This window comes from Streptomyces sp. NPDC046557, assembly GCF_040645975.1.
Lineage (GTDB): Bacteria > Actinomycetota > Actinomycetes > Streptomycetales > Streptomycetaceae > Streptomyces.
This window is the reverse complement of sequence record NZ_JBEYZH010000030.1, coordinates 23,561-41,986: the sequence shown is the minus strand read 5'-3', so window position 1 is coordinate 41,986 and position 18,426 is coordinate 23,561. Positions and strand designations below refer to the sequence as shown.

19 protein-coding genes and 2 pseudogenes are annotated in these 18,426 nt (G+C 70.5%); 7 read left to right on the top strand and 14 right to left on the bottom strand.

Features of this window, described 5'->3' with window-relative positions:
* Positions 1–118: 118 nt before the first annotated feature.
* Positions 119–562: a luciferase family protein gene (locus ABZ934_RS30255; protein WP_361319204.1), complete on the bottom strand. Its 444-nt coding sequence runs from the start codon at positions 560–562 to the stop codon at positions 119–121.
* A 70-nt stretch (positions 563–632) separates the two neighbouring features.
* Positions 633–962: pseudogene (locus ABZ934_RS30250) on the bottom strand (NAD(P)H-dependent oxidoreductase); the annotation flags it as partial.
* Positions 963–1,061: 99 nt separating this feature from the next.
* On the opposite strand from ABZ934_RS30250, the gene ABZ934_RS30245 reads away from it, so the two are divergent.
* On the top strand, positions 1,062–1,433 hold the full coding sequence (locus tag ABZ934_RS30245) for a hypothetical protein (RefSeq protein WP_361319202.1): 372 nt from the start codon (positions 1,062–1,064) through the stop codon (positions 1,431–1,433).
* 124 nt (positions 1,434–1,557) lie between these two features.
* Here the strand turns inward: ABZ934_RS30245 and ABZ934_RS30240 are convergent, their stop codons facing one another.
* Genes ABZ934_RS30240 through ABZ934_RS30230 form a run of 3 tightly spaced genes read right to left on the bottom strand, consistent with a single transcriptional unit; the run spans position 1,558 to position 4,016 of the window.
* Positions 1,558–2,349 (bottom strand): ABC transporter permease, encoded by a 792-nt coding sequence (locus ABZ934_RS30240; protein ID WP_361319200.1) that lies wholly within the window; start codon positions 2,347–2,349, stop codon positions 1,558–1,560.
* Positions 2,346–3,320, bottom strand: a complete 975-nt coding sequence (locus tag ABZ934_RS30235; RefSeq protein WP_361319198.1) for an ATP-binding cassette domain-containing protein — start codon at positions 3,318–3,320, stop codon at positions 2,346–2,348. The genes ABZ934_RS30240 and ABZ934_RS30235 overlap by 4 nt, the downstream gene beginning before the upstream one ends.
* 27 nt (positions 3,321–3,347) lie before the next feature.
* The gene (locus ABZ934_RS30230; RefSeq protein ID WP_361319196.1) at positions 3,348–4,016 is read right to left on the bottom strand and encodes a DUF4097 family beta strand repeat-containing protein; all 669 of its coding nucleotides are present in this window, start codon (positions 4,014–4,016) and stop codon (positions 3,348–3,350) included.
* A gap of 239 nt (positions 4,017–4,255) precedes the next feature.
* On the opposite strand from ABZ934_RS30230, the pseudogene ABZ934_RS30225 reads away from it, so the two are divergent.
* The 4 genes and pseudogenes from ABZ934_RS30225 to ABZ934_RS30210 form a co-directional block, all read left to right on the top strand.
* Positions 4,256–4,433 (top strand): annotated as a pseudogene (locus tag ABZ934_RS30225) (helix-turn-helix domain-containing protein); the annotation flags it as partial.
* Positions 4,434–4,510: 77 nt separating this feature from the next.
* Positions 4,511–4,921 carry a GntR family transcriptional regulator gene (locus ABZ934_RS30220; RefSeq protein WP_361319194.1) on the top strand — a complete coding sequence of 137 codons (411 nt, stop codon included), beginning with the start codon at positions 4,511–4,513 and terminating at the stop codon, positions 4,919–4,921.
* Positions 4,918–5,814 (top strand): ABC transporter ATP-binding protein, encoded by an 897-nt coding sequence (locus tag ABZ934_RS30215; RefSeq protein ID WP_361319192.1) that lies wholly within the window; start codon positions 4,918–4,920, stop codon positions 5,812–5,814. The genes ABZ934_RS30220 and ABZ934_RS30215 overlap by 4 nt, the downstream gene beginning before the upstream one ends.
* Positions 5,811–6,677: a hypothetical protein gene (locus ABZ934_RS30210; RefSeq protein WP_361319190.1), complete on the top strand. Its 867-nt coding sequence runs from the start codon at positions 5,811–5,813 to the stop codon at positions 6,675–6,677. Before ABZ934_RS30215 ends, ABZ934_RS30210 begins: the two co-directional genes overlap by 4 nt.
* A 30-nt stretch (positions 6,678–6,707) precedes the next feature.
* On the opposite strand, the gene ABZ934_RS30205 is transcribed toward ABZ934_RS30210, so the two are convergent.
* The 8 genes from ABZ934_RS30205 to ABZ934_RS30170 all read right to left on the bottom strand — a co-directional run bounded on the left by ABZ934_RS30205 (position 6,708) and on the right by ABZ934_RS30170 (position 14,038).
* Positions 6,708–7,406, bottom strand: coding sequence for a nucleotidyl transferase AbiEii/AbiGii toxin family protein (locus ABZ934_RS30205; RefSeq protein WP_361319188.1), 699 nt, complete (start codon positions 7,404–7,406; stop codon positions 6,708–6,710).
* Positions 7,403–7,771 carry a hypothetical protein gene (locus tag ABZ934_RS30200; RefSeq protein WP_361319186.1) on the bottom strand — a complete coding sequence of 123 codons (369 nt, stop codon included), beginning with the start codon at positions 7,769–7,771 and terminating at the stop codon, positions 7,403–7,405. Before ABZ934_RS30200 ends, ABZ934_RS30205 begins: the two co-directional genes overlap by 4 nt.
* Before the next feature lie 548 nt (positions 7,772–8,319).
* Positions 8,320–9,582 carry a 2,4-dienoyl-CoA reductase gene (locus ABZ934_RS30195; protein ID WP_361319184.1) on the bottom strand — a complete coding sequence of 421 codons (1,263 nt, stop codon included), beginning with the start codon at positions 9,580–9,582 and terminating at the stop codon, positions 8,320–8,322.
* A 241-nt stretch (positions 9,583–9,823) separates the two neighbouring features.
* Positions 9,824–11,005 carry an MAB_1171c family putative transporter gene (locus ABZ934_RS30190; RefSeq protein WP_361319182.1) on the bottom strand — a complete coding sequence of 394 codons (1,182 nt, stop codon included), beginning with the start codon at positions 11,003–11,005 and terminating at the stop codon, positions 9,824–9,826.
* A gap of 97 nt (positions 11,006–11,102) precedes the next feature.
* Positions 11,103–12,314 carry an MAB_1171c family putative transporter gene (locus tag ABZ934_RS30185; protein ID WP_361319180.1) on the bottom strand — a complete coding sequence of 404 codons (1,212 nt, stop codon included), beginning with the start codon at positions 12,312–12,314 and terminating at the stop codon, positions 11,103–11,105.
* 2 nt (positions 12,315–12,316) lie between these two features.
* Positions 12,317–12,877, bottom strand: a complete 561-nt coding sequence (locus ABZ934_RS30180; protein WP_361319178.1) for a toxin-antitoxin system, toxin component — start codon at positions 12,875–12,877, stop codon at positions 12,317–12,319.
* Between the two features lie 26 nt (positions 12,878–12,903).
* Positions 12,904–13,602 (bottom strand): helix-turn-helix transcriptional regulator, encoded by a 699-nt coding sequence (locus ABZ934_RS30175; protein WP_361319176.1) that lies wholly within the window; start codon positions 13,600–13,602, stop codon positions 12,904–12,906.
* A 232-nt stretch (positions 13,603–13,834) separates the two neighbouring features.
* Entirely contained in the window at positions 13,835–14,038 is a 204-nt protein-coding gene (locus tag ABZ934_RS30170) for a hypothetical protein (RefSeq protein ID WP_361319174.1), read from the bottom strand.
* Positions 14,039–14,472: 434 nt separating this feature from the next.
* Here ABZ934_RS30170 and ABZ934_RS30165 point away from each other — a divergent pair, with 434 nt between their 5' ends.
* Both ABZ934_RS30165 and ABZ934_RS30160 read left to right on the top strand, forming a co-directional pair.
* Positions 14,473–15,807 (top strand): hypothetical protein, encoded by a 1,335-nt coding sequence (locus tag ABZ934_RS30165; RefSeq protein ID WP_361319172.1) that lies wholly within the window; start codon positions 14,473–14,475, stop codon positions 15,805–15,807.
* Positions 15,804–17,042 (top strand): MFS transporter, encoded by a 1,239-nt coding sequence (locus ABZ934_RS30160; RefSeq protein ID WP_361319170.1) that lies wholly within the window; start codon positions 15,804–15,806, stop codon positions 17,040–17,042. The genes ABZ934_RS30165 and ABZ934_RS30160 overlap by 4 nt, the downstream gene beginning before the upstream one ends.
* A gap of 480 nt (positions 17,043–17,522) precedes the next feature.
* Here the strand turns inward: ABZ934_RS30160 and ABZ934_RS30155 are convergent, their stop codons facing one another.
* A complete protein-coding gene (locus ABZ934_RS30155; RefSeq protein ID WP_361319244.1) occupies positions 17,523–18,419 on the bottom strand; it encodes an aminoglycoside phosphotransferase family protein in 897 nt (298 codons plus the stop codon).
* Positions 18,420–18,426: the final 7 nt, after the last annotated feature.

The following is an 18,426-nucleotide window of genomic DNA, read 5'->3' as shown; positions in this document are numbered from 1 at the left end:
ATCGGTCAATGACGGCGCGGTCTTCTGCCGGACATCCGGACATCGACCGGGCGGCCGCCGCGCGGGAGGCCTTTCGAGCCGCCCCCGCCGCGGCCGGGGCCTCACACGGCGCGGTGCTTCACTTCGCGCCGATCGCGTATCGGTACGACGCCTGGACAATGCTCCATACCGTCTCCAACTCCGCGGCGGTCCTGGGCCCGTAGACGAGCGTCACGTCCTGGACCGGGTGGTGCACGCCCCAGCCCGCCTCGATCACGTCGTCCTCGGCCTCTTTCGGGAGCGTGACGTGGAGCGAGCCGTCGTGGTGGGGGTGGATGTGGCCCCACTCCCGGCCGCGCTGGAAGGCTTCGGCGGGGCCCGAGCCGATGCCCTCGGGCAGGAAGAGGGCACGGGCGTGCGGGACCGAGACCAGCGTCGGGGCCATGTAGACGTGGGGCAGCGCGCGCATCCTCTCCCAGAGTTCCTCCTGCAGCATGATCGGGGAGATCTGGGAGCCCTGGCCGTGCGGGGCCGGGCCGAAGACGTACGGGGCTGCGCCCTCGCGGGGAGTCAGGGTCAGCATGACGGTGTTCCTTTCCGGCCGGTGAGCCGGCCACGGGGTGAGCGGTACCGGCAGCCGCGGACTTCGCGGTCTACGTGTCCGCTTCGGTGGCGAGTTGGTCGAGCACTTGGAGGAGCCCGGTGACGACTTCGGTGTCGTCGGCGGGGTGGGTGGTAGCGAAGCGGGTGAGGGATCCGGGCACGCGCAACCGGGCCGGTTCGAGGACGAGGCCGCCGGCGACGCGGACGGGCTCGCGGGCCTCGCCCTGGGCCCGGACGTCTCCGTAGCGACCGAAGGCGGTGCCGATCACGGCAACCGGCCTTCCGATGGTCGCGCCGGTCCCGTACGGGCGGGACACCCGGTCGATCGCGTTCTTCAGCACGGCGGGGATGGTGCCGTTGTACTCGGACGAGACGAGCAGCGCGCCCGGGCACACCGCCTCCCGCGGGAGGCGGCGCGGGAGGGGCGCGGGGGCGCGCTCGTCCCGCGCCGCGAGGCGGGCATCGGCAAGCCCGCCCTGTTGGAACTCCTGGGCCGGGTCGGTGAGTCGGTCGAGAAGCAGCTGCCCGACTCGCAGGCGCGGGCGCTGCTGATCGTGCTGCACGGCTCCGCCGTGCCCGCCCCCGACCGGTACACGATCGGGGGCGCGCTGCTCGCCCTGCTCGCCCGCCTCGCCGAGCCCGGCCCGGTGCTCTGCGTGGTCGACGACGCCCAAAGGCTGGAGCAGAGCAGCGCGGACGCGTTGCTGTTGGCGGCCGGCGGTACGCTCAGGTGCGCGTCCGGGGGTATGTCCACATGCGCGTCCACGTGTGCGTCCAGGCGCGTGTCCGGGCGCGCGTCGAGGGTGTCGCGGCCGATCCACGCCCTGGTGGCGACGTACGGCCCTGCTTGAACACCCATTTCCGTCTCCCCACCTTGTGCACCTCGCTCGACAGTTTGGGTGCCCGGACTCGTGACCGACTCAAGTCCGCCTCGCGGCCCACCTGGGTGCGGTGTCGTGTGCGGGGTCGTGGTCGTTACTTCGGGTCGCTGTTGAACTTCGAGGTCGACCAGAAGTAGCCGAGTACCGTCAGGGCCACGCACCAGGCGACGGCGAGCCACCCGTTGTAGCCGATCTCGGTGCCGAGCAGCAGACCGCGCAGGGTCTCGATGGCCGGCGTGAACGGCTGGTACTGGGCGATCGGCTGGAACCAGCCCGGCATGGACTCGGTGGGGGTGAAGGCGCTGGACAGGAGCGGCAGCAGGATCAGCGGCATCGCGTTGTTGCTCGCGGCCTCGGCGGTGGGACTGACCAGGCCCATGCCGACCGCGATCCAGGTCAGTGCCAGGGCGAAGAGGACGAGCAGCCCGAAGGCCGCCAGCCACTCCAGGACGCCGGCGTCGGTGGAGCGGAAGCCGATGGCGACGGCGACCAGGCCGACGAGGACCACGCTCATGATCGACTGCAGGACGCTGCCGACGACGTGCCCGACGAGCACCGAGGGGCGGTGGATGGCCATGGTGCGGAAGCGGGCGATGATGCCTTCGCTCATGTCGTTGGAGACGGACACCGCGGTCCCGATCACGGTGGAGCCGATGGTCATCAGGAGCAGGCCGGGGACGAGGTAGGCGATGTACGCGGAGCGGTCCGGGACGCCGCCGTTGATGCCCGCGCTCATGGTGTCGCCGAAGATGTAGACGAACAGCAGCAACAGCATGATCGGCGTGAGCAGCAGGTTCAGGGTGAGCGACGGGTAGCGCCGGGCGTGCAGGAGGTTGCGGCGCAGCATCGTGGACGAGTCGCGCACGGCGAGGGAGAGGGAGCTCATCGGACGGTCTCCTTGGACTTGTCGGCCTGGCCGGTCTGGTGGGGGATCTTGGCGCTGCCGGTGAGGGCGAAGAACACGTCGTCGAGGTCGGGGGTGTGCACGGTCAGCTCGTCGGCCTCGATGCCGGCCGCGTCCAACCGGTCGAGGATGGAGCTCAGTTCGCGCTGGCTGCCGCCGCTCGGGATCTGCAGGGACAGGGCCTCGTCGTCCCGGCCGGCCTCGGGCACGGCGGAGGCGGCCGACCGGTAGGCGACGGGGTCGGTGAAGCGGAGGCGGACGTGCCCGCCGGGGACGAGCCGCTTCAGCTCCTCGGCGCTCCCCTCGGCGACGATCTTGCCGTCGTTCAGGACGGCGATCCGGTCGGCGAGTTCGTCGGCCTCCTCCAGGTATTGGGTGGTGAGGAAGACGGTGACGCCGCCCATGACGAGTTCGCGGATGATCTGCCACATGTTGTGGCGGGAGCGCGGGTCGAGGCCGGTGGTCGGCTCGTCGAGGAAGATGATCCGCGGGCCGCCGACCAGGGTCATGGCGATGTCGAGTCGTCGCTTCATACCGCCCGAGTAGGTGGAGGCGGGCTTCTTCGCGGCCTTGACGAGGTCGAAGCGCTCCAGCAGTTCGGCGGTGACCCGCCGGCCCTCGCTCTTGGAGAGGTGGTGCAGGTCCGCCATGAGGAGCATGTTCTCCTCGCCGGTGATCAGGCCGTCGACGGCGGAGAACTGCCCGGTGACGCCGATCACCCCGCGCACCGCCTGCGGGTCGGCGGCGAGGTCGTGGCCGCCGACGCGGATCTCGCCGGCGTCGGCGCCGGTGAGGGTGGAGAGGATCTTGACGGCGGTGGTCTTGCCCGCGCCGTTCGGGCCCAGCAGTGCGAAGACGGTGCCCGTGGGAACGGCCAGGTCGACGCCGTCCAGGACGGTCTTGTCGCCGTAGGACTTGCGCAGCCCGTTCGCCGCGATGGCCAGGTCGATCATGAGGGGTGCTCCTTCAGGGGCTGCGGTTCAGAGGCTGCGGGCGGTGATGTCGCCGTGGGAGGTGGTCGCGTGGATGTTCAGCTCGGCGGCGCCGCGGGTGTTCTGCAGGGCGTTGTGGATCCGGCCGGAGGAGGTGCCGGCGTCGAGGGAGGCGGAGACGCCGCGGGCGGCGCCGACCGAGATCTCGCCGGCCTCGGTGCGCAGCGTGACCGTGCCGCGTACGGCCTCGGCTATGTGGAGGTCGCCCTTGCGGGTGCTGATCTCGGCGGGGCCGCCCAGGCGACCGACCGAGATGTCGCCGGCGAGGAGGGCGAGTCGGGCGCCCGCGGTCTCGTCGAGCTCGACCGAGCCCTGCGCGCCCTCGAAGGTGACCTCGCCGAGCCGTCCGACGCCCCGGAACTCGGCGCTGGCGGCCTTCCCCTCGATGTGCGAGCCGGCGGGCAGCTTGACCGTCACTTCCAGGGAGCCGGTGGCGCCGACGAGCCGGCTCTTCGCCTTCGAGGTCGCGATGCGCAGGACACCGTCGCCGTACTCGACCGTGGTCTGTTCCGCGGCCTTCACGTCGCGGCCCTTGGAGGCGTCCGCGGGCTGCACCTCGACCGAGGTGTCGGCCCGGTCGGCGGCGACGAAGCGGATGCGTCCCGCCGGGACGTCCAGGACGACCGAGACGGGGGCGGGCGTGTCGAACTTTGGCATGGTGCTCTCCTTCTGCATCGTGCGCTCCTCCCGGACCGCCGTTTCTCGTGGTGGAAACGCTACGTTGCATTCACAGATCTAGCAACGCTACCGTTGCGTGTATCTGGAGTCTATGCAGATAAAGCTATGGATTTCATTGCAATGTTCTCGAACGTAACGCAACAACGGCTTCGGCGATCATTGCAATGGCCTGGAGGCGAACGCTATGCCGGCGCACCACGGACACGAAGGAGACCGCGATGCCGGGAGGCAGACTCACGGCAGGAACGCCGGCAGATCGCGCCGGGACTGGCCGACGGCCTCGGCTACGCGTAGATCGCCAGCCGCCTGGACCGCCCGACCTCGACGATCACGCGCGAGGTGATGCGCAACGGCGGCCCGACCGCGTACGGCGCCGACCTGGCCCACCGCGCCACCGCCCCACCGAACACCGCGCCCCTTGACACCGAGACTCCGGCACGCCACCCTTTCACTACTTCCTTAGTGAAAGGAGGATGAACGGTGTGATCGAGTACCGCATCGACCGGCGCAGTGGTGTGGCCACCTATCTCCAGATCGTGCAGCAGACCAAACAGGCGCTTCGCCTAGGCCTGTTGGAGCCGGGCGACCGGCTGCCCACGGCCCGCGAGGTGGTCGAGGCCCTGGCCATCAACCCCAACACCGTGCTCAAGGCCTACCGAGAACTCGAACGCGAAGGCTTGGTGGAGGGCCGCCGGGGGCTGGGTACCTTCGTCCGCCGGACGCTGGGCGACGGCAGGGCGGCAGACGGCGCGCTGCGCACCGAGCTCGCCCAGTGGCTGGCACGGGCCAGGCGGGCGGGCCTGGAGCAGGACGACATCACCGCACTGTTCACCTCCGTACTGAGCGAATCCGACAGCGAACCGAACCAGGGGGACGAACAATGACGGCAGCCATCGAAGCGCACGGCCTCGGACGGAGGTTCCGCCGTGGTGGATGGGCTCTGAAGGACTGTTCCTTCCGACTCCCCGCCGGCCGCATATGCGCCCTGGTCGGCCGCAACGGGGCCGGCAAGTCCACCCTTCTGGCCTTGGCCGCGGGCGTGCTGAAGCCCACCGAGGGCACCCTGACGACCCCACCTCGCGAGGCCATCGCCTACGTCGCCCAGGACAAGCCGCTCTACCCCCAACTTACCGTCGCCGAAACCCTGCGGATGGGCGCCGATCTGAATCCCGGCCGCTGGGATGCGACCGCCGCGGGCAAGGTGGTGGAGGCCGGCGGCCTGGACCCGGCCATGCGCGTCCGCGCCCTGTCCGGCGGCGGGCGCTCCCGACTGGCCCTGGCCCTGGCTCTCGGCAAGCGGCCCACGCTGCTGCTCCTGGACGAGGCGCTCTCCGATGTGGACCCGCTCGCCCGCCGCCAACTGTTGGGGAGCGTATTGGCGACGGCCGCCGAACACGGCACCACCGTCCTGATGTCCTCGCACATCCTCTCCGAGCTGGAGGACGCCTGCGATCACGTGCTCCTGATCGACGGCGGACGGGTCCGGCTCGGCGGCTCGGTCGACGACCTCCTGCGAGCCCACACCCTGGTCTCCGGCCCGACCCGCGACCTGACCCCCCACACGGTGATCACGGCGCGCTCCACCGGGCGCCAACTCACCGCCCTGATCCGTCCGCAAGGACCATCGAGCACCGACGGTCACGGCGACGGCGACGGCGACATCGAGGGCGACGGCCGGCAGGCCGTCGAACCCACCTTGGAGGAACTGCTGCTCGCCTACCTGGGTGCCCCGCACGTTCCGGCCCTGCTCACCCCGGCCATGGAGGCAGTGGCATGACCCTCCTCGATCTTCGTGGACCCCTTAGGGTCAATATCGGCCTGCACCGCCACGTGCTGTGGGCCGCCTTCGCCCTCGTGCTGCTCGCCGCCATCGCCCTGCCCGCCGGCCGCTGGTACGTCCAGTCACTGACCGCGGACCTCGCGGCGACCGGCTGCAAGGTGGAGAACACGGTGCACGGCTGCGGGATCCAAGTCCGCGGATTCCTCTCCCGCAGCCTGTACGTCAACAAGATGTTCAGCTACATCGGGATCGCCGTGGGGGTACTGCCCTTGTTCCTCGCCGCGTTCGTCGCAGGCCCGTTGATCGGGCGCGAGTTCGAGTCCGGCACCTACCGACTCCAGTGGACCCAGTCGGTCAGTCCGGCCCGCTGGCTCGCCGCGAAGCTGGCGGTGCCGGTCGCCGCCGTACTCCTCGTCCTGCCCGCGTTCGTACTCCTGGCAGCCTGGATCCGGCGGGGATCGCTGGACACCTGGTACCCGGTGCCGTGGGACGACCTCCCCGTCTACCGGATGATCGGGCCGGTCGCGATGGGCTACGCCCTTCTCGGCATCGCCGTCGGCGCCCTGGCCGGCCTGCTGACCGGACGCACGGTGCCCGCCATGGCCTCCGCCGTGACCGCGGTCGGGGCCGTTGAGGCGACCCTCGTTCTGCTCCGCCCCCGGCTCTGGCCCGCCCTCGACGGACACCCGCGCGCCGAGGGCATCTGGGACGTCTCCGCCGCGGCCGACGCAAGCGCGCCCCTCTACCACCCCGAGTCCCACTTCTGGCCGCTGCAACTGGTCGAGAGCACGATCCTGCTGACCCTCGCCACCGCCGCGACCCTCGCCACCTTCGTGCTCCTGCGCCGGCGACACCGCTGACCGCCGGTCGTGGGCGCGGTACGTGGCGACTCACGCCCCTTCTTGGCCCCACTCCTCATCCACCTCGTCGTCCACGTCCTGTTCGTGAAGACGCTCGTCAAGGTCGCCGGCCCAACCCAGGGCCCAGGCCCGCAGCTCGGCCGTCTCGGCCTCCGTCAGCCCGTATGCGGCGAACTCGGCATCGTCGGCCCAGTCCGCGCCCGCCAGACGGTCGCGGAGGTCGTGGAGGCGGAACTCGTCGCGGCCGTGCCGCTCACCAAGGCGTTCGAGCTCGTTTATGGTGCGGTGGCGGGACGCCGCGTGCACGTCGATGAGGTCGCGGACGGCGCCGCGGTCGGCCAAGGCACGCACCTTGGTGCCGATGACGGAGTCGAAAGCGAGGACCGGACCGTACTCCGTCCGGGCCGGCGGCGCCCAGAAGTGCTCCTTGAGGACGTCGACCTCGCACTCCTCGCCGGTGGCAGGATCGACGACCACCAGCCGGGCCATGAGGGCGTCCACGTCGATCACGCGGACCCGCCAGCCCCGCTCGGCAAGGCCCTGCTCCAGGCTGGTGACGATCTCTGCCATCGGAGCGGGATTCTCGGTAGCGACGTCGAGGTCCTGGCTGAGCCGTTCGACGAGGCCGTGGGCCTGGACGGCGTACCCGCCGGTGATCACCAGGGGGTAGGGAGCACCGATGTCGAGCACTGCGGCCAGCAGTCGACGGTGCAGGTCGCTGAGCTTCACGCGGCGGCGGACTTCGCGGTCGCGAGCTCGGGGAAGGCTTCCTCCCACACCTGCCGGACGTGCCGACTGACCAGGGTGCGCAGCACGGGCCACTGCTGCATGAGCAGGTCGCGGTCGAGCAGGGTCACGAGGTCCTCGTACTGCCCTTCGGCGAGGACCGTGCGGTACAGGCCCATGCGAAGGCGCGGGCGGTCCAGGTCGTAGGCGCGCAGTCCGGACCAGGCCACGTGCAGTGGCAGCTCGACCACCCCGTGCCGCGGACCTGCGAGCTTCTCCAGGGAGGCGGGCAGCCGACTCGCGTACCGGGCGTGGAACACCTCGGCCGCCGAGGGCGCCGCACTGCCGGAGGGAAGCTGCTTGACCATGGACGTGATTATCCCGCGTCCCGCCCGTCCCCGGTACCGCAGACGCGACACCCGGCCCCGGCGGCCACCCCGCACACCCGGTGCCCGCCCTCTTCGGCGGCCCACCGCAAGCCCGCCGCCGGCGGCTCGGCCCGCGACGGTCTGGCAGCGCGTACCGCTCCCCGACGACAATGTCGCCATGGGGAGCGCGCACTGCTGCGGCCGGCGTACCGCAATGGCCGGGGAGCGAACAGCACCCCAGGAGCGCAGGGGCGACCGATGGTAACCCACCTCCGAGCCATAGGATTTGGCAATGATCAAAGCGCGGTTCGCCGGAGGACCTCTCGACGGCTTCATGGGGGAACAGACCACCAAGGTCTCAGTGAAGGTACACAGACACGGGCAGCTGATCGGAAGCTACGTACCCGGGCCTGACGGAGCCGGCGCCGCTGTCTACCAGTGGCATCCCTCTGACGCCGAAGGGAACGAACCGCCGGTGGAGGAAAGCCCTGGACCCTCGGTGAACGGGTCTCGCTGAACAGGACTCCGGGAATGTGCACGCCAGGCCCTCACCCAGGGAGCGGCGTCGTCTCCTGCGGTGTCGGATTCTCCGCCAACCAGGCTCCGTAAGCCCGCACACTGCCCCGGTCCCGCAGCATGTCCAGAGCGAGCAGGAGGGACGGCGGGATCTTCAACCGAGGCTCACTGCCGCGAACGAGGCGGCTCATATGGGCCCGGACGATGGCCAGGACGGCGGCGCTGGCGAGGTCCTGGTCCTTCCAGCGAAGCCGGGGCGGTGGCACATGCGTGTCCTCGCCCGCCAGCCACCGGGCCGGCAGGTCGGGGCGGATGGCCAAGGCCGTGGCCACGCCGACCACCGCGAAGCCCCGTTCCAGGACCCGCTCGGCAGTCGTGCGGCGGCAGATCCCTCCCGTCAGCATGAGCGGCATGGAGGCGACTTCCACGAGCCGTTCGGCCAGGGAGAGGAAGAACGCCTCCCTGTCGAGCAGGGTTGCGTCGGCGGTACGGCCCATGGTCGCCGCGCTCTCGACGCTGCCGCCGGAGAGTTCCACCAGGTCCACGCCGAGGCCGTCCAGGAACCCGAGCACTCGTGCCACTTCGTCCGTGTCGAAGCCACCGCGCTGGAAGTCGGCCGTGTTGATTTTGATGCCCACGGCGAAGTCCTCGGACACCCGGGCGCGGACCGACTTCACAATCTCGATGAGCAGCCTGGCCCGGTTTTCCAGACTGCCGCCCCACCGGTCGCCCCGCCGGTTGACCCGTGGAGACAGGAACTGGCTCAGGAGGTAGCCGTGGGCGGCGTGGATCTGGACGCCGTGGAAGCCGGCCTCCTCGGCGAGACCGGCGGTGGTGGCGAAGCGGGCGATGGTGGCCTCGATGTCCGACTCGTCCATGGCCGTGGGCCGGGCGAACGCCGACGTGTGCTTGCCCAGGCTGACGCCGACATCGGACGGCGCCCAGGCAACGCCGGGCAGGTCGGCGCGGACCTGCCGGCCGGGGTGGTTGATCTGCATCCAGACCTGTGCGCCGGCCGATCCGGCGGCCGCGGCCCAACGGCGAAACGGCTCGAGAGGCGTATCGGCGTCGAGCACGATCGTTCTCGGTGAGGTCAACGCACGTCTGTCCACCATGACGTTGCCCGTGATGACGAGGCCACTTCCCCCTCGGGCCCAGTGGCGGTAGAGATCCTCGATCTCGGCCCCCGGCAGTTGTCCGGGCTGGCGGGCCATGCTCTCCTCCATGGCGGCCTTTGCCACCCGGTTCGGCAGCCAGGATCCGTTGGGCAGTTCAAGAGGCGCGAAAAGATGCATGGGAGTTCCTCCTGGATCTCGTCCCTGACGACTCGTAGTCGGTATTGGTTGTGTCCTGTCGCCTGTGCGGTGGCTGGGTGAGCGGTTGCCGGGTGAGCCGTGGCCATGTCAGAGGGGGAGACCGGCCGACGGGAGGATCGGGTACGGCTCTACCGGGCCCGGCGCCCCAGGAGCCGACCGGCGACACGGTCACCGACAGCCCGCGTCCGCCCATACCGGGTCGGTTGTGGTACGTGCGGGGTCATGTGTGGCTCCCCGTCAGGGCGGCCGATCGCCGGATCTCCTGGACCCGGGGGGAACGGGCCAGGGCGTCGGACAGCCGGACGAGGTCTTCGGCGTCTTCGGTGGACGTCAACGTCCACCTGTCTTCCGGATTGACCGCCGGCCGCGCGGCCGCCTTCGCGATGACGGCACCGGCGATCACCGAGGCGTCTGCCTCGCCGCGCGCCCGGCGGCGTTCGGCGTGCTCGGCCAGGGCCTCCGCGTAGACCCTCCTGCCGGTCGACGCGTCGAAATAGGGGCCGAGGCGAAGGACGGCGTCGTGGATGTCCCGCTCCCGCTGCATGAGGCGCAGGTCCATCGGCCGCCACCAGCTCATGGGCTTCGGGCGGGTGCGGGGGATTTCCGACTGGATCTCCAGCCAGAGCGGCTTGAGCTGTTGGAACTGCTGGAACATCCCCCAGCGGGAGCTGGCCCCTTGCCCGATGGGGGGAATGAGGAAACCCGCGGCGACCAACGGGGCGGCGAAGCCGGCCAGGGAGAACGCGGCGTGGGTGCTCAGCCAGTCGAGGTTCCCGCCCAACCAGCGCGCCACGACGGCCGTGTACTTCAGCAGGTCGAAGACGAACGCGAAGGACGAACCGGTGGCGATGGTGAGCAGGCCGATGCGCAGGCTTCCGGGTACCTGGCGGGACCACCGCCAGCACAGCGCCGTCATGGTGACTGCCGCGACCGTGTGCGCGGCCAGGTAGAGCACGATCATCTCGCGGATGAAGGGCGTGGTGGCGTAGTACGTGTCCAGGTCGCGGAGCCGCTCGACGGGTGCGTCGCCCAGCGCGAAGAGCAGCGCGATCGCCGCCATCACGACCACGTAGGCGGTGAGGCACAGACGGGTCTGCCGCCGGGTGCGTGCCTCGTTGTCGTTTCCCCGCCAGTGGATCAACAAGACGATGTTGATGCCGTCGAACGCGGTGAGAATGCAGTACACGATCGGCGCTGCGATATTGGGTGTGCCGAGCCAGCTGTTGATCTTCGCCAGATGTGGCGGGGCCGCGGTGACGAAGATGAGCGCCCCGAGGAACAGCGTCCCGCAGACGGCTCGAAGGATCGGGTCCTTCGGGTTCTTTCGCAAGTCCCAGAGCTTGATGAGCGTGGCGACCAGAAGGCCGCCGGCCGAACAGATGAATGCGGTGCCGCCGCTCACTGCGGGCCACCGGGTTCGGAGTGGCCGAAAACCGGGGTGGGGGGCGTGGGGGTGTGGATCGCCCTGACCCGAGCACCGTGGGGAGGAGTCCGCATGATCAGTTGCTCTCCGAATGGGCGGCGTCGACCAGGAGGTCCGTCGAGTGGATCCTGGAAAAATGCCGGCTGAGTTCCGCGAGCCCGTTCGTTCCCGAGATCCGGATCAGCAGGGGCCCCGAGGCGTCCTCGGTGTCGTCCGCCGGCGGGCGCTCGGCGTCCGGTGGGCAGGCGACCGGAGCGCACGCGAGAGCTGCCTTGATCGTGGCCGCCTCCGCCACGACCAGGGCGGCCTCGTGCTCGAAGCCCCGTGCCGTCGCATAGCGTTCGGCCGCCGCACGGTGCCTGGCGTCGAGATGGGGTGCCAGGTTCAGCAGGCGATCGGCGATCTCCGTGGCTCTCAGGGTGGCTCGCATCTCCAGAGACGAGGTCCTGGCGATGCGCATGGGAGCTCCGGTGCCGACCCAGGGTTCCAAAGCGCGCCACAGGGGCTCCATGCGGCGGTAGGCGTGCCACGCGTCCCACATCGATTCCAGTCGCGGTCCGACGACCGGAATGAGGAACCCGACGGTGGTCATGAGGGCGCCCAAGCCGGCCAGGGGAGGGGCGATGTCGGTGCTGAGCACGTCCCAGGCGTCCGTTCCGGCCCAGCGGGCGGCCACGGCGACGAACTTGAGGACGGCGAAGGACAATCCCAGGCCGAAGGCCGTCACGAGGGTGAGCAGGCCCCAGCGGGTCCAGCCCGCTTTCGCCGCCCGGAGTTCGGCCGACCAGCGCCAGCACTTCGTCATCACGACCGTGGCGGTGGCCGCGTGAGCGGTCAGGTACAGCACGATCATCTCGCCGATGAAGGGGGTGGTCGCGTAGAAGGTGTCGAGGTCACGCGGCCGTTCCGCGGGTACGTCGCTGAGACTGAACAGGACGCAGAAGGTCGAGATGACGCAGGCGGTGGCGGCGATCCACAGCCTGGTGTGCCGCCGGACGGTCGCTTCGGGTCCGCCGCGCCAGTGCAGCAGCAGGACCATCGAAGCGCAGGACAGGCACGACAGGAAGCAGTAGACGATCAGGGCCGACACGTTCGAGATGCCCGTCACCCTGTTGACGCGTTCGACGGTCGGCGGCGCGGCGAAGACGAATCCCCCGCCGGAGGCGACGATGATCACGAAGATCGCCTGGGACATCGGTGAACGCCGACTGTGCCAGAGGGAGGGGAGCTTCACCACGAGCGCGATGGCCAGCGCGAACGCGGGTATGTAGTAGTCCGACCGCTGCATGTTCAAAAGCCCCGGCCCATGCTGGACTGGATGCGACCGGCCAGACCGGTGTTCGGGAGTGAGGTGGCGCCCGAATCGAGGATCTCCCTGCAACTGCTTCCGAGGAGCAGGCCGAATGCCTCGGCGTCGCTCTCCTCGCGGGTGTCGAAGTGGGTACGCGCGGCCAAAGCGAGGATGTCGGCCTGCTCCAACTCGCCCCCGAGCGACCGGGCGGCCGCTGAGACCGCGTCGGGCTGGGCGCCGCGGGTCAGACACTTCCCCATCAGGGCGTGCCACATTTCGTGGGCGAGGATCACCAGCTGATGGAGCGTGGTGGTGTGGCGCTCGACGACGATGACCATGCGGTCGTCGAAGGCGAGCGTCAGACCGCTGGCGGTGTCCTCGGGGAATTCACGAAAGAGGAGTTGCACCGGCCGGTATATTTCGTTCCCGCGTTCCTCGTTGATCCGTCGCTCGAGAAAAACCCTGAGTGACTCGAACAGCTCGTCGGGATCGGACGGTATCGGCCGCCCGAGGTTCGCGAGAATCTCGTTCCGGAGCTTGGTCATCTTCCTTTTGCCCATGTGAACCCCACTTTTACGGTAATAGCCTAGGAGTAGTTCGCGCCCGCGGAGACCGTTCCCGCGTCGTGTGAAGAGGGGTCGTTCCCCTGGTTGTGGGAAGCTCGCCCTCCAGGGCTCTTCTCCCGTGCGATCCCGTCGACGAAGAGCATCAACGCCCGCTCCACGGTCGGTTCGAGTACGACGTCGCCCAGCCGGTGCTGTATCTCCAGGGCGTAGCGGTTCCTGACAACCGGGCGGGGGTTCCCGATGGAGGCGTTCGACTCCGGGATTGCCTCGCTCCGCAGGACCCGGTTCAGCGCCTCCGCCGGCTCGTCGGTGAGGAAGTTGACCGGTACGTCGAAGAACCGTGCGATCCGTCCGGCGTGCTTGAGGTTCGGCGAACTCTGCCTGCGTTGGCTGAGCAGGGTGTTCAGCCACTGCGGCGTCATGCCGATCCCCGCGGCGACCTCGGAGGCGGTGTACTGACGCTCCCAGGTGACGCCCCCGGGTCCTTCCTCCCGGCACAGACGCGTGTCCATCAAGAACTGGATCCGCCGGGCGACCTCCTGATGGTCGACCTCCGCGGCCTCAGGCTCCTCACCGTCCAGCAGTCGCCCGATGTCGGCTTCGGACAGGGAGGTGTGGAAGGACAGTCTCTTCAGGTCGAACAGACTCCTCGGATCGAGTCCCGTTCGGCGCATCAGGGTGTCGACGGTCGTGGCGAGGTCCTTGTATCCGTCGCTCATTGACCCTCCAATCAGGACACGAAGGGAGGATGCGGCCAGAGAGGCCCCCTGACCTGCCGATCACTAGACCACGAAACGGTAGTGGAGGCAACGAAACGATCGTTTCACAAGACGGGCAGCCGCAGGTTGCCCGGCCGGCGGGACGTCATGCCTCCCTTACGTGCCTGGCCTGGCGGCGGAGGCTCCGGTTGACCGCAGGGGCGGCCGGTCCAGGACTCCCGTTCCCTCGGCGTCAGTTCGGGACCGTCGAGGGCATCCGGGGCCCGCGGGCGGCGGCCAGGAGAACGTCCGGGATTCCCAGGACGTGCGCGGGTCTGCGCAACGTCATGACGTCGGTGAGCTTCCTGACGACCAGGCCATGGCCGATGGCCGTGTGGTTGAGGCGGTGGATGTACCGGGCTCCCAGACGGTCCACCAGCGTCGGCTTCCGGCCCACGGCCCCGGGATGGAACCGGTCCTGGCCGACCGCCAGCAGCCAGGCGGCCGCGGCCGGCCGGCCGATCGCGCTCTGGGCAGAAGCAGGACCGCAAGACCATCCTCGCGATCATCGCCGACCCGATGGCCGGCGAGTGGGTGACTTCGTAGAAGTGGCGCGGCGGTCCCGCCCCGTCCGTGCGGCGCAACAGGTGAGCACCTCACCCTGCGACAGGTGCGCCTCCCGGTCCTACAGCCGGCCGGCTCCGCGGTGCCGGTGGAGCGCCTGACAACGCCGGAGGGCTACCGCCGTGCCGCACCGGATCTTTGCCAGAGCTAGGCAATATTGTTTGCCCTGATTGACAACTTGCTTCCCGTGCTGGGTTAATGAGCCGTCACGTTATTGCCTATATTGGCAACTCCGGGCACGGCTGCACAGCACGAGGAAGGAAGCGCATGGAGAACGCAAGCCCCCCCAGGATCCTGATCGTGGGCCTCGACCGCTACGGCATGCGGGCATGCGTCCGCCTCGGCCTGGAGGTCACCGTCGTCTGCGGGACGGCCGTCTGGGACCAGGGCCACATCGCGATACCCGACGAGGTCACGGTGATCCGCGTCGACGACCACACCAGCGCCGAGGCCGTCCTCATGGCGCTCGCCCGCGCCGGGCTGACCTCGCAGTCCTTCGACGCCGTGTACACCACCGCCGAAGACTCCCTCGTGATGGTCGGTCTGCTGGCCGCCCACCTCGGCCTGCCGGCGGTACCGCCCGACGTCGCCGTGCGCTTCCGCGACAAGTCGGTGCAAAAGCGCGAGATCAGGGCCGCCGGCCTGGCCACGGCCGCAGCCGTGGTCGTCGACGACGTCCACGACGTCCGTGACGTCGCCGCGATCACCGAACTCGCCTCCGCCAAAGCCGTGCTGAAACCGGTCGCGGGAGCGGCCACCGAGCGGACGACCGTCGTGTCCTCCGTGGCGGACCTGCGCAGCCGCAGCAAGGAGTACCGGCGCCAGGGCACCGCGCAGCGCACCTTCATCCTGGAGGAATTCGTCCGGGGCGAGGAATGGATCGCCGACGGCGTGCTGTACCAAGGCGAGCTGCTGTTCTGCGCCCTCGGCCGGTACGGGGACCCGTGCCTGACCGCGGTCGACAGCGGACGCCCGCTCAACTTCCGCCATTTCGACCCCGCCGACGAGAGCTGGGCCTACGACCGGGCCCTTCCCGTGATCACGGCCTCGCTCGCGGCGCTGGGCCTGCGGGACGGGGCGTTCCACATGGAGCTCTTCCACGACCCCGAGACCGGTGCGCTCACCTTCGGCGAGTGCGCCGCGCGCCGCGGCGGAGCACTCGTACAGGAAGTCGTGCACGCCAAGTTCAACGTGGACCTGGCCGCGTGCGCCATTCAGGTCGCACTCGGGCGGCGTCCCGAAATCGACGTCAAGATCCGCCCGGGAGCCATCGGCGGCGCGTACCTGACCGCCGGTCCGGGACTGCTGCTCGACTGCCCCTCGGCGGACCAGGTCATGGCGCGGCCGGGGGTGGAGTTCGTCCGGATCGAGCGGCCCGTCGGCGACCGCACCCCGGCCGTCTCCGGTACGGACCACCGGATCGGCCAGTTCATGGTGGCCGCGGACACCGCCGAGGAACTGCAGCAGCGGTTCGCCAAGGTCTGGGACTGGTTCGGCCCGCAGGTGAAGATCGTCCCGGATGGCCTCACCCCGCGCGAACTGCGCGCGCTCCAGCCCACGCTGCGCCCCGGCGTCCGCTTCGGGGACGCACTGTGGCGGTGACGACGACCGCGCCCGCGCGCGGTGGCCTGCGCAAGCTCCTCCCCGCATCGCCGGCGCAGCGGATCCTGACCTTCGCCACCTTCGCCAACAGCTTCGGCGGCGGGATGTTCACCACCGCGAGCGCGCTGTACTTCACGCGCGTCGTGGGGCTGGAGGCCGGACAGGTCGCCGTCGGACTGTTCGGCGGGGCCATGATGGGGCTGATCGCCGGGGTCCTGGTCGGACGACTGGCGGACCAGTGGGGACCCAAACGCGTCCACGTCACGGTCATGCTCTGCGGCGGGGTGGCGATCTCCTGCTTCACCCTGGTCGGTTCCTTCTGGGCCTTCTTCGCGGTCTCACTGGTCTCGGGAATGGTCATTCCCGCGGACGTGGCCAGCAAGGCGCCGCTCATCCGCGGGGTGGCCGACGGGAACCCCACGGTGTTCATCGGCTATCTGCGGTCGGTGACCAACCTGGCGCTCGCGCTCGGCTCGGTCGCCGCCGGCTTCGCGATCCAGATCGACAGCCGGCCCGCGTACCTGGCGCTGGTGGTCTGCCGGGCGCTGGCGTACGTGAGCTGCGGTCTCATCCTCCTGCGCCTGCCGAGGATCGCGGCAGCGGCCGCCGAGAAGGGCGAGCGGGGCTGGACCGCACTGCGCGACCGCACCTACCTCAGCGCCACGCTCGCCCATGCGGTGCTGTCGCTGAACTACGCCGTGTCCGGGTTCCTGCTGCCGCTGTGGATCGTCACACACACCAGTGCGCCCCGGTGGGTGGTCTCGGCGGTCCTGGTGCTCAACATGGCCTTCGTGGTGCTGCTCCAGGTCAAGGTGAGCCGCGGGGTGCACGATGTGCGCACGGCCGGTCAGCGCATGGCCTGGGCCGGCGCGGCCTTCGCCGCCGGGCTCACGCTCATGGCCTTGGCCGGCGGTCCCTCCCCCTGGGTGGCGACGGGGCTGCTCATGGGCGGCATGGCCGTCTTCGCCCTCGGCGAGCTCTGGTACGCGGCCGCCTCGACCGAGTACTGCTTCGGACTGGCGCCCGCCCATCTGCAGGGCCAGTACGCCGGGGTGTTCGGGCTGGGCAGCGGGGCGGTGGAGGCCGTCGCCCCGGCGGTGATGAGCCTGCTGCCGCTCGGAATGGGGCTGCCCGGCTGGCTGCTGCTCGGCGCTCTGCTGCTGTTCGTCGGCCTGGGCAGCCGACCGCTGGTGGCCTGGGCGGGCAGGACGCGGCCGGCGGCGCCGACCGGATGACCGCCCACCGCCCGGCGGCGGACGCGGCGGGGAGCCGGGTCGGAGGACGGACCTCCGGCCCGGCTCCCGTGCGCGCCCTGCCGCGTGCCGGGCCCCTGCCCGCCGAGGCCGACGCGGACGCGGACGCCGATGCCGACCTCGGCCGGTATGACCCCCTCAGGCAGCCCGGAGCACCCGCCCCGGGCTGCTGCCCCGTCCGCATGCTTCTCCCGCACACCGCATCCCCGCCGCCTGACCGCCCGGCAGGGCAGGTCGGCAACGCGGGATCCTTCGGGGGACGGACGGCCCCTGTCTTCGGGCTGCGTGCGGCGAGGCCGCCGAGCACCGGCCGCTGCGCCCGGCCGGGGTGCGCAGACGGTGCCGTGAGGGCGGCAGGGCCCCCGATCGAGATCGACCGCGCGTCCGCGCGACCTGCACCGGACCCGAACGCCGGAGGCCCCGTTGCGCAGCCGTGAGGCAGGCAACGGGGGAGGGGAGTCATCAGGCGCGGTGGTGGTCGGCGATGGCCTCGGCCGCCGCGCGGTGGCCGATCGCCGCCAGGACGGGGTTGCGGCCGCCGCGGTAGTAGTGCTCCGCCGTGAGCCCGAACCGCAGGGCCCAGCCCCGGCCCCGGGCCCATGTGGCCTCGTCCACGCCCGCCGCCCCGCGGAACACCTCCCGGGTCTCCGCGGTCAGCAGGGTCCAGGCCGCCATCACATCGCACGCCGGGTCGCCGACGCCCACGAGCCCGAAGTCGATGACGGCCGTGAGCCGGCCCCGGTGGCCGAGGAGGTTCCCCGGCAGCAGGTCGCCGTGCAGCCACACGGGCGCGCCCTGCCACTGCGGTGCCCGTACGGCCGCCTCCCACGCGGCGGTCGCCGCCTCCGTGTCGTGCGTGCCGTCGGCGCCCAGTTCCCGGATCGCGGCGCGGACCTCGTCGTCGGCGGTGTCCACCGGGCCACCGCGGAACGAGCGCGGCGCCCCGGCGGTGCCGACGCGGTGGAGCGCCGCGAGGAAACGCCCCAACCCGGTGGCGGCGTCGTGGAGTCCGTCTTCCGGGAGGGGCCGGTCGTACAGGTTCTCGCCGTCGAGCCAGCGGTACACCGACCAGGCGAACCCGTACCCCTCACCCGGCGCCCCGAGCCCGAGCGGCACGGGTACGTCGAGCGGCAGGTGCGGGGCGAGGTGCGGCAGCCATCGCTGCTCGGCGCCGACCTGTCCCGCGGCGTCGGGCATGCGGGGCAGCCGTACGGCCATGTCCCCGCCCAGCCGGTACATGGCGTTGTCCGTACCGGCCGAGCGCACCCTCCGTACGGGCAGCCCCGCCCACTGCGGGAACTGCGCGGCGACCAGCCGCTCGACGAGCGACTCGTCGATGTCCACCTCGTCGGCGTGCATCTTCACG

Coding starts and splice junctions, on each gene's coding strand:
- ABZ934_RS30255 (WP_361319204.1), bottom strand. CDS start 562: ATGCTGACCCTGACTCCCCGCGAGGGCGCAGCCCCGTACGTCTTCGGC.
- ABZ934_RS30165 (WP_361319172.1), top strand. CDS start 14,473: ATGGAGAACGCAAGCCCCCCCAGGATCCTGATCGTGGGCCTCGACCGC.
- ABZ934_RS30200 (WP_361319186.1), bottom strand. CDS start 7,771: ATGGTCAAGCAGCTTCCCTCCGGCAGTGCGGCGCCCTCGGCGGCCGAG.
- ABZ934_RS30180 (WP_361319178.1), bottom strand. CDS start 12,877: ATGGGCAAAAGGAAGATGACCAAGCTCCGGAACGAGATTCTCGCGAAC.
- ABZ934_RS30230 (WP_361319196.1), bottom strand. CDS start 4,016: ATGCCAAAGTTCGACACGCCCGCCCCCGTCTCGGTCGTCCTGGACGTC.
- ABZ934_RS30240 (WP_361319200.1), bottom strand. CDS start 2,349: ATGAGCTCCCTCTCCCTCGCCGTGCGCGACTCGTCCACGATGCTGCGC.
- ABZ934_RS30210 (WP_361319190.1), top strand. CDS start 5,811: ATGACCCTCCTCGATCTTCGTGGACCCCTTAGGGTCAATATCGGCCTG.
- ABZ934_RS30235 (WP_361319198.1), bottom strand. CDS start 3,320: ATGATCGACCTGGCCATCGCGGCGAACGGGCTGCGCAAGTCCTACGGC.
- ABZ934_RS30215 (WP_361319192.1), top strand. CDS start 4,918: ATGACGGCAGCCATCGAAGCGCACGGCCTCGGACGGAGGTTCCGCCGT.
- ABZ934_RS30155 (WP_361319244.1), bottom strand. CDS start 18,419: ATGCACGCCGACGAGGTGGACATCGACGAGTCGCTCGTCGAGCGGCTG.
- ABZ934_RS30185 (WP_361319180.1), bottom strand. CDS start 12,314: ATGCAGCGGTCGGACTACTACATACCCGCGTTCGCGCTGGCCATCGCG.
- ABZ934_RS30195 (WP_361319184.1), bottom strand. CDS start 9,582: ATGCATCTTTTCGCGCCTCTTGAACTGCCCAACGGATCCTGGCTGCCG.
- ABZ934_RS30175 (WP_361319176.1), bottom strand. CDS start 13,602: ATGAGCGACGGATACAAGGACCTCGCCACGACCGTCGACACCCTGATG.
- ABZ934_RS30220 (WP_361319194.1), top strand. CDS start 4,511: ATGAACGGTGTGATCGAGTACCGCATCGACCGGCGCAGTGGTGTGGCC.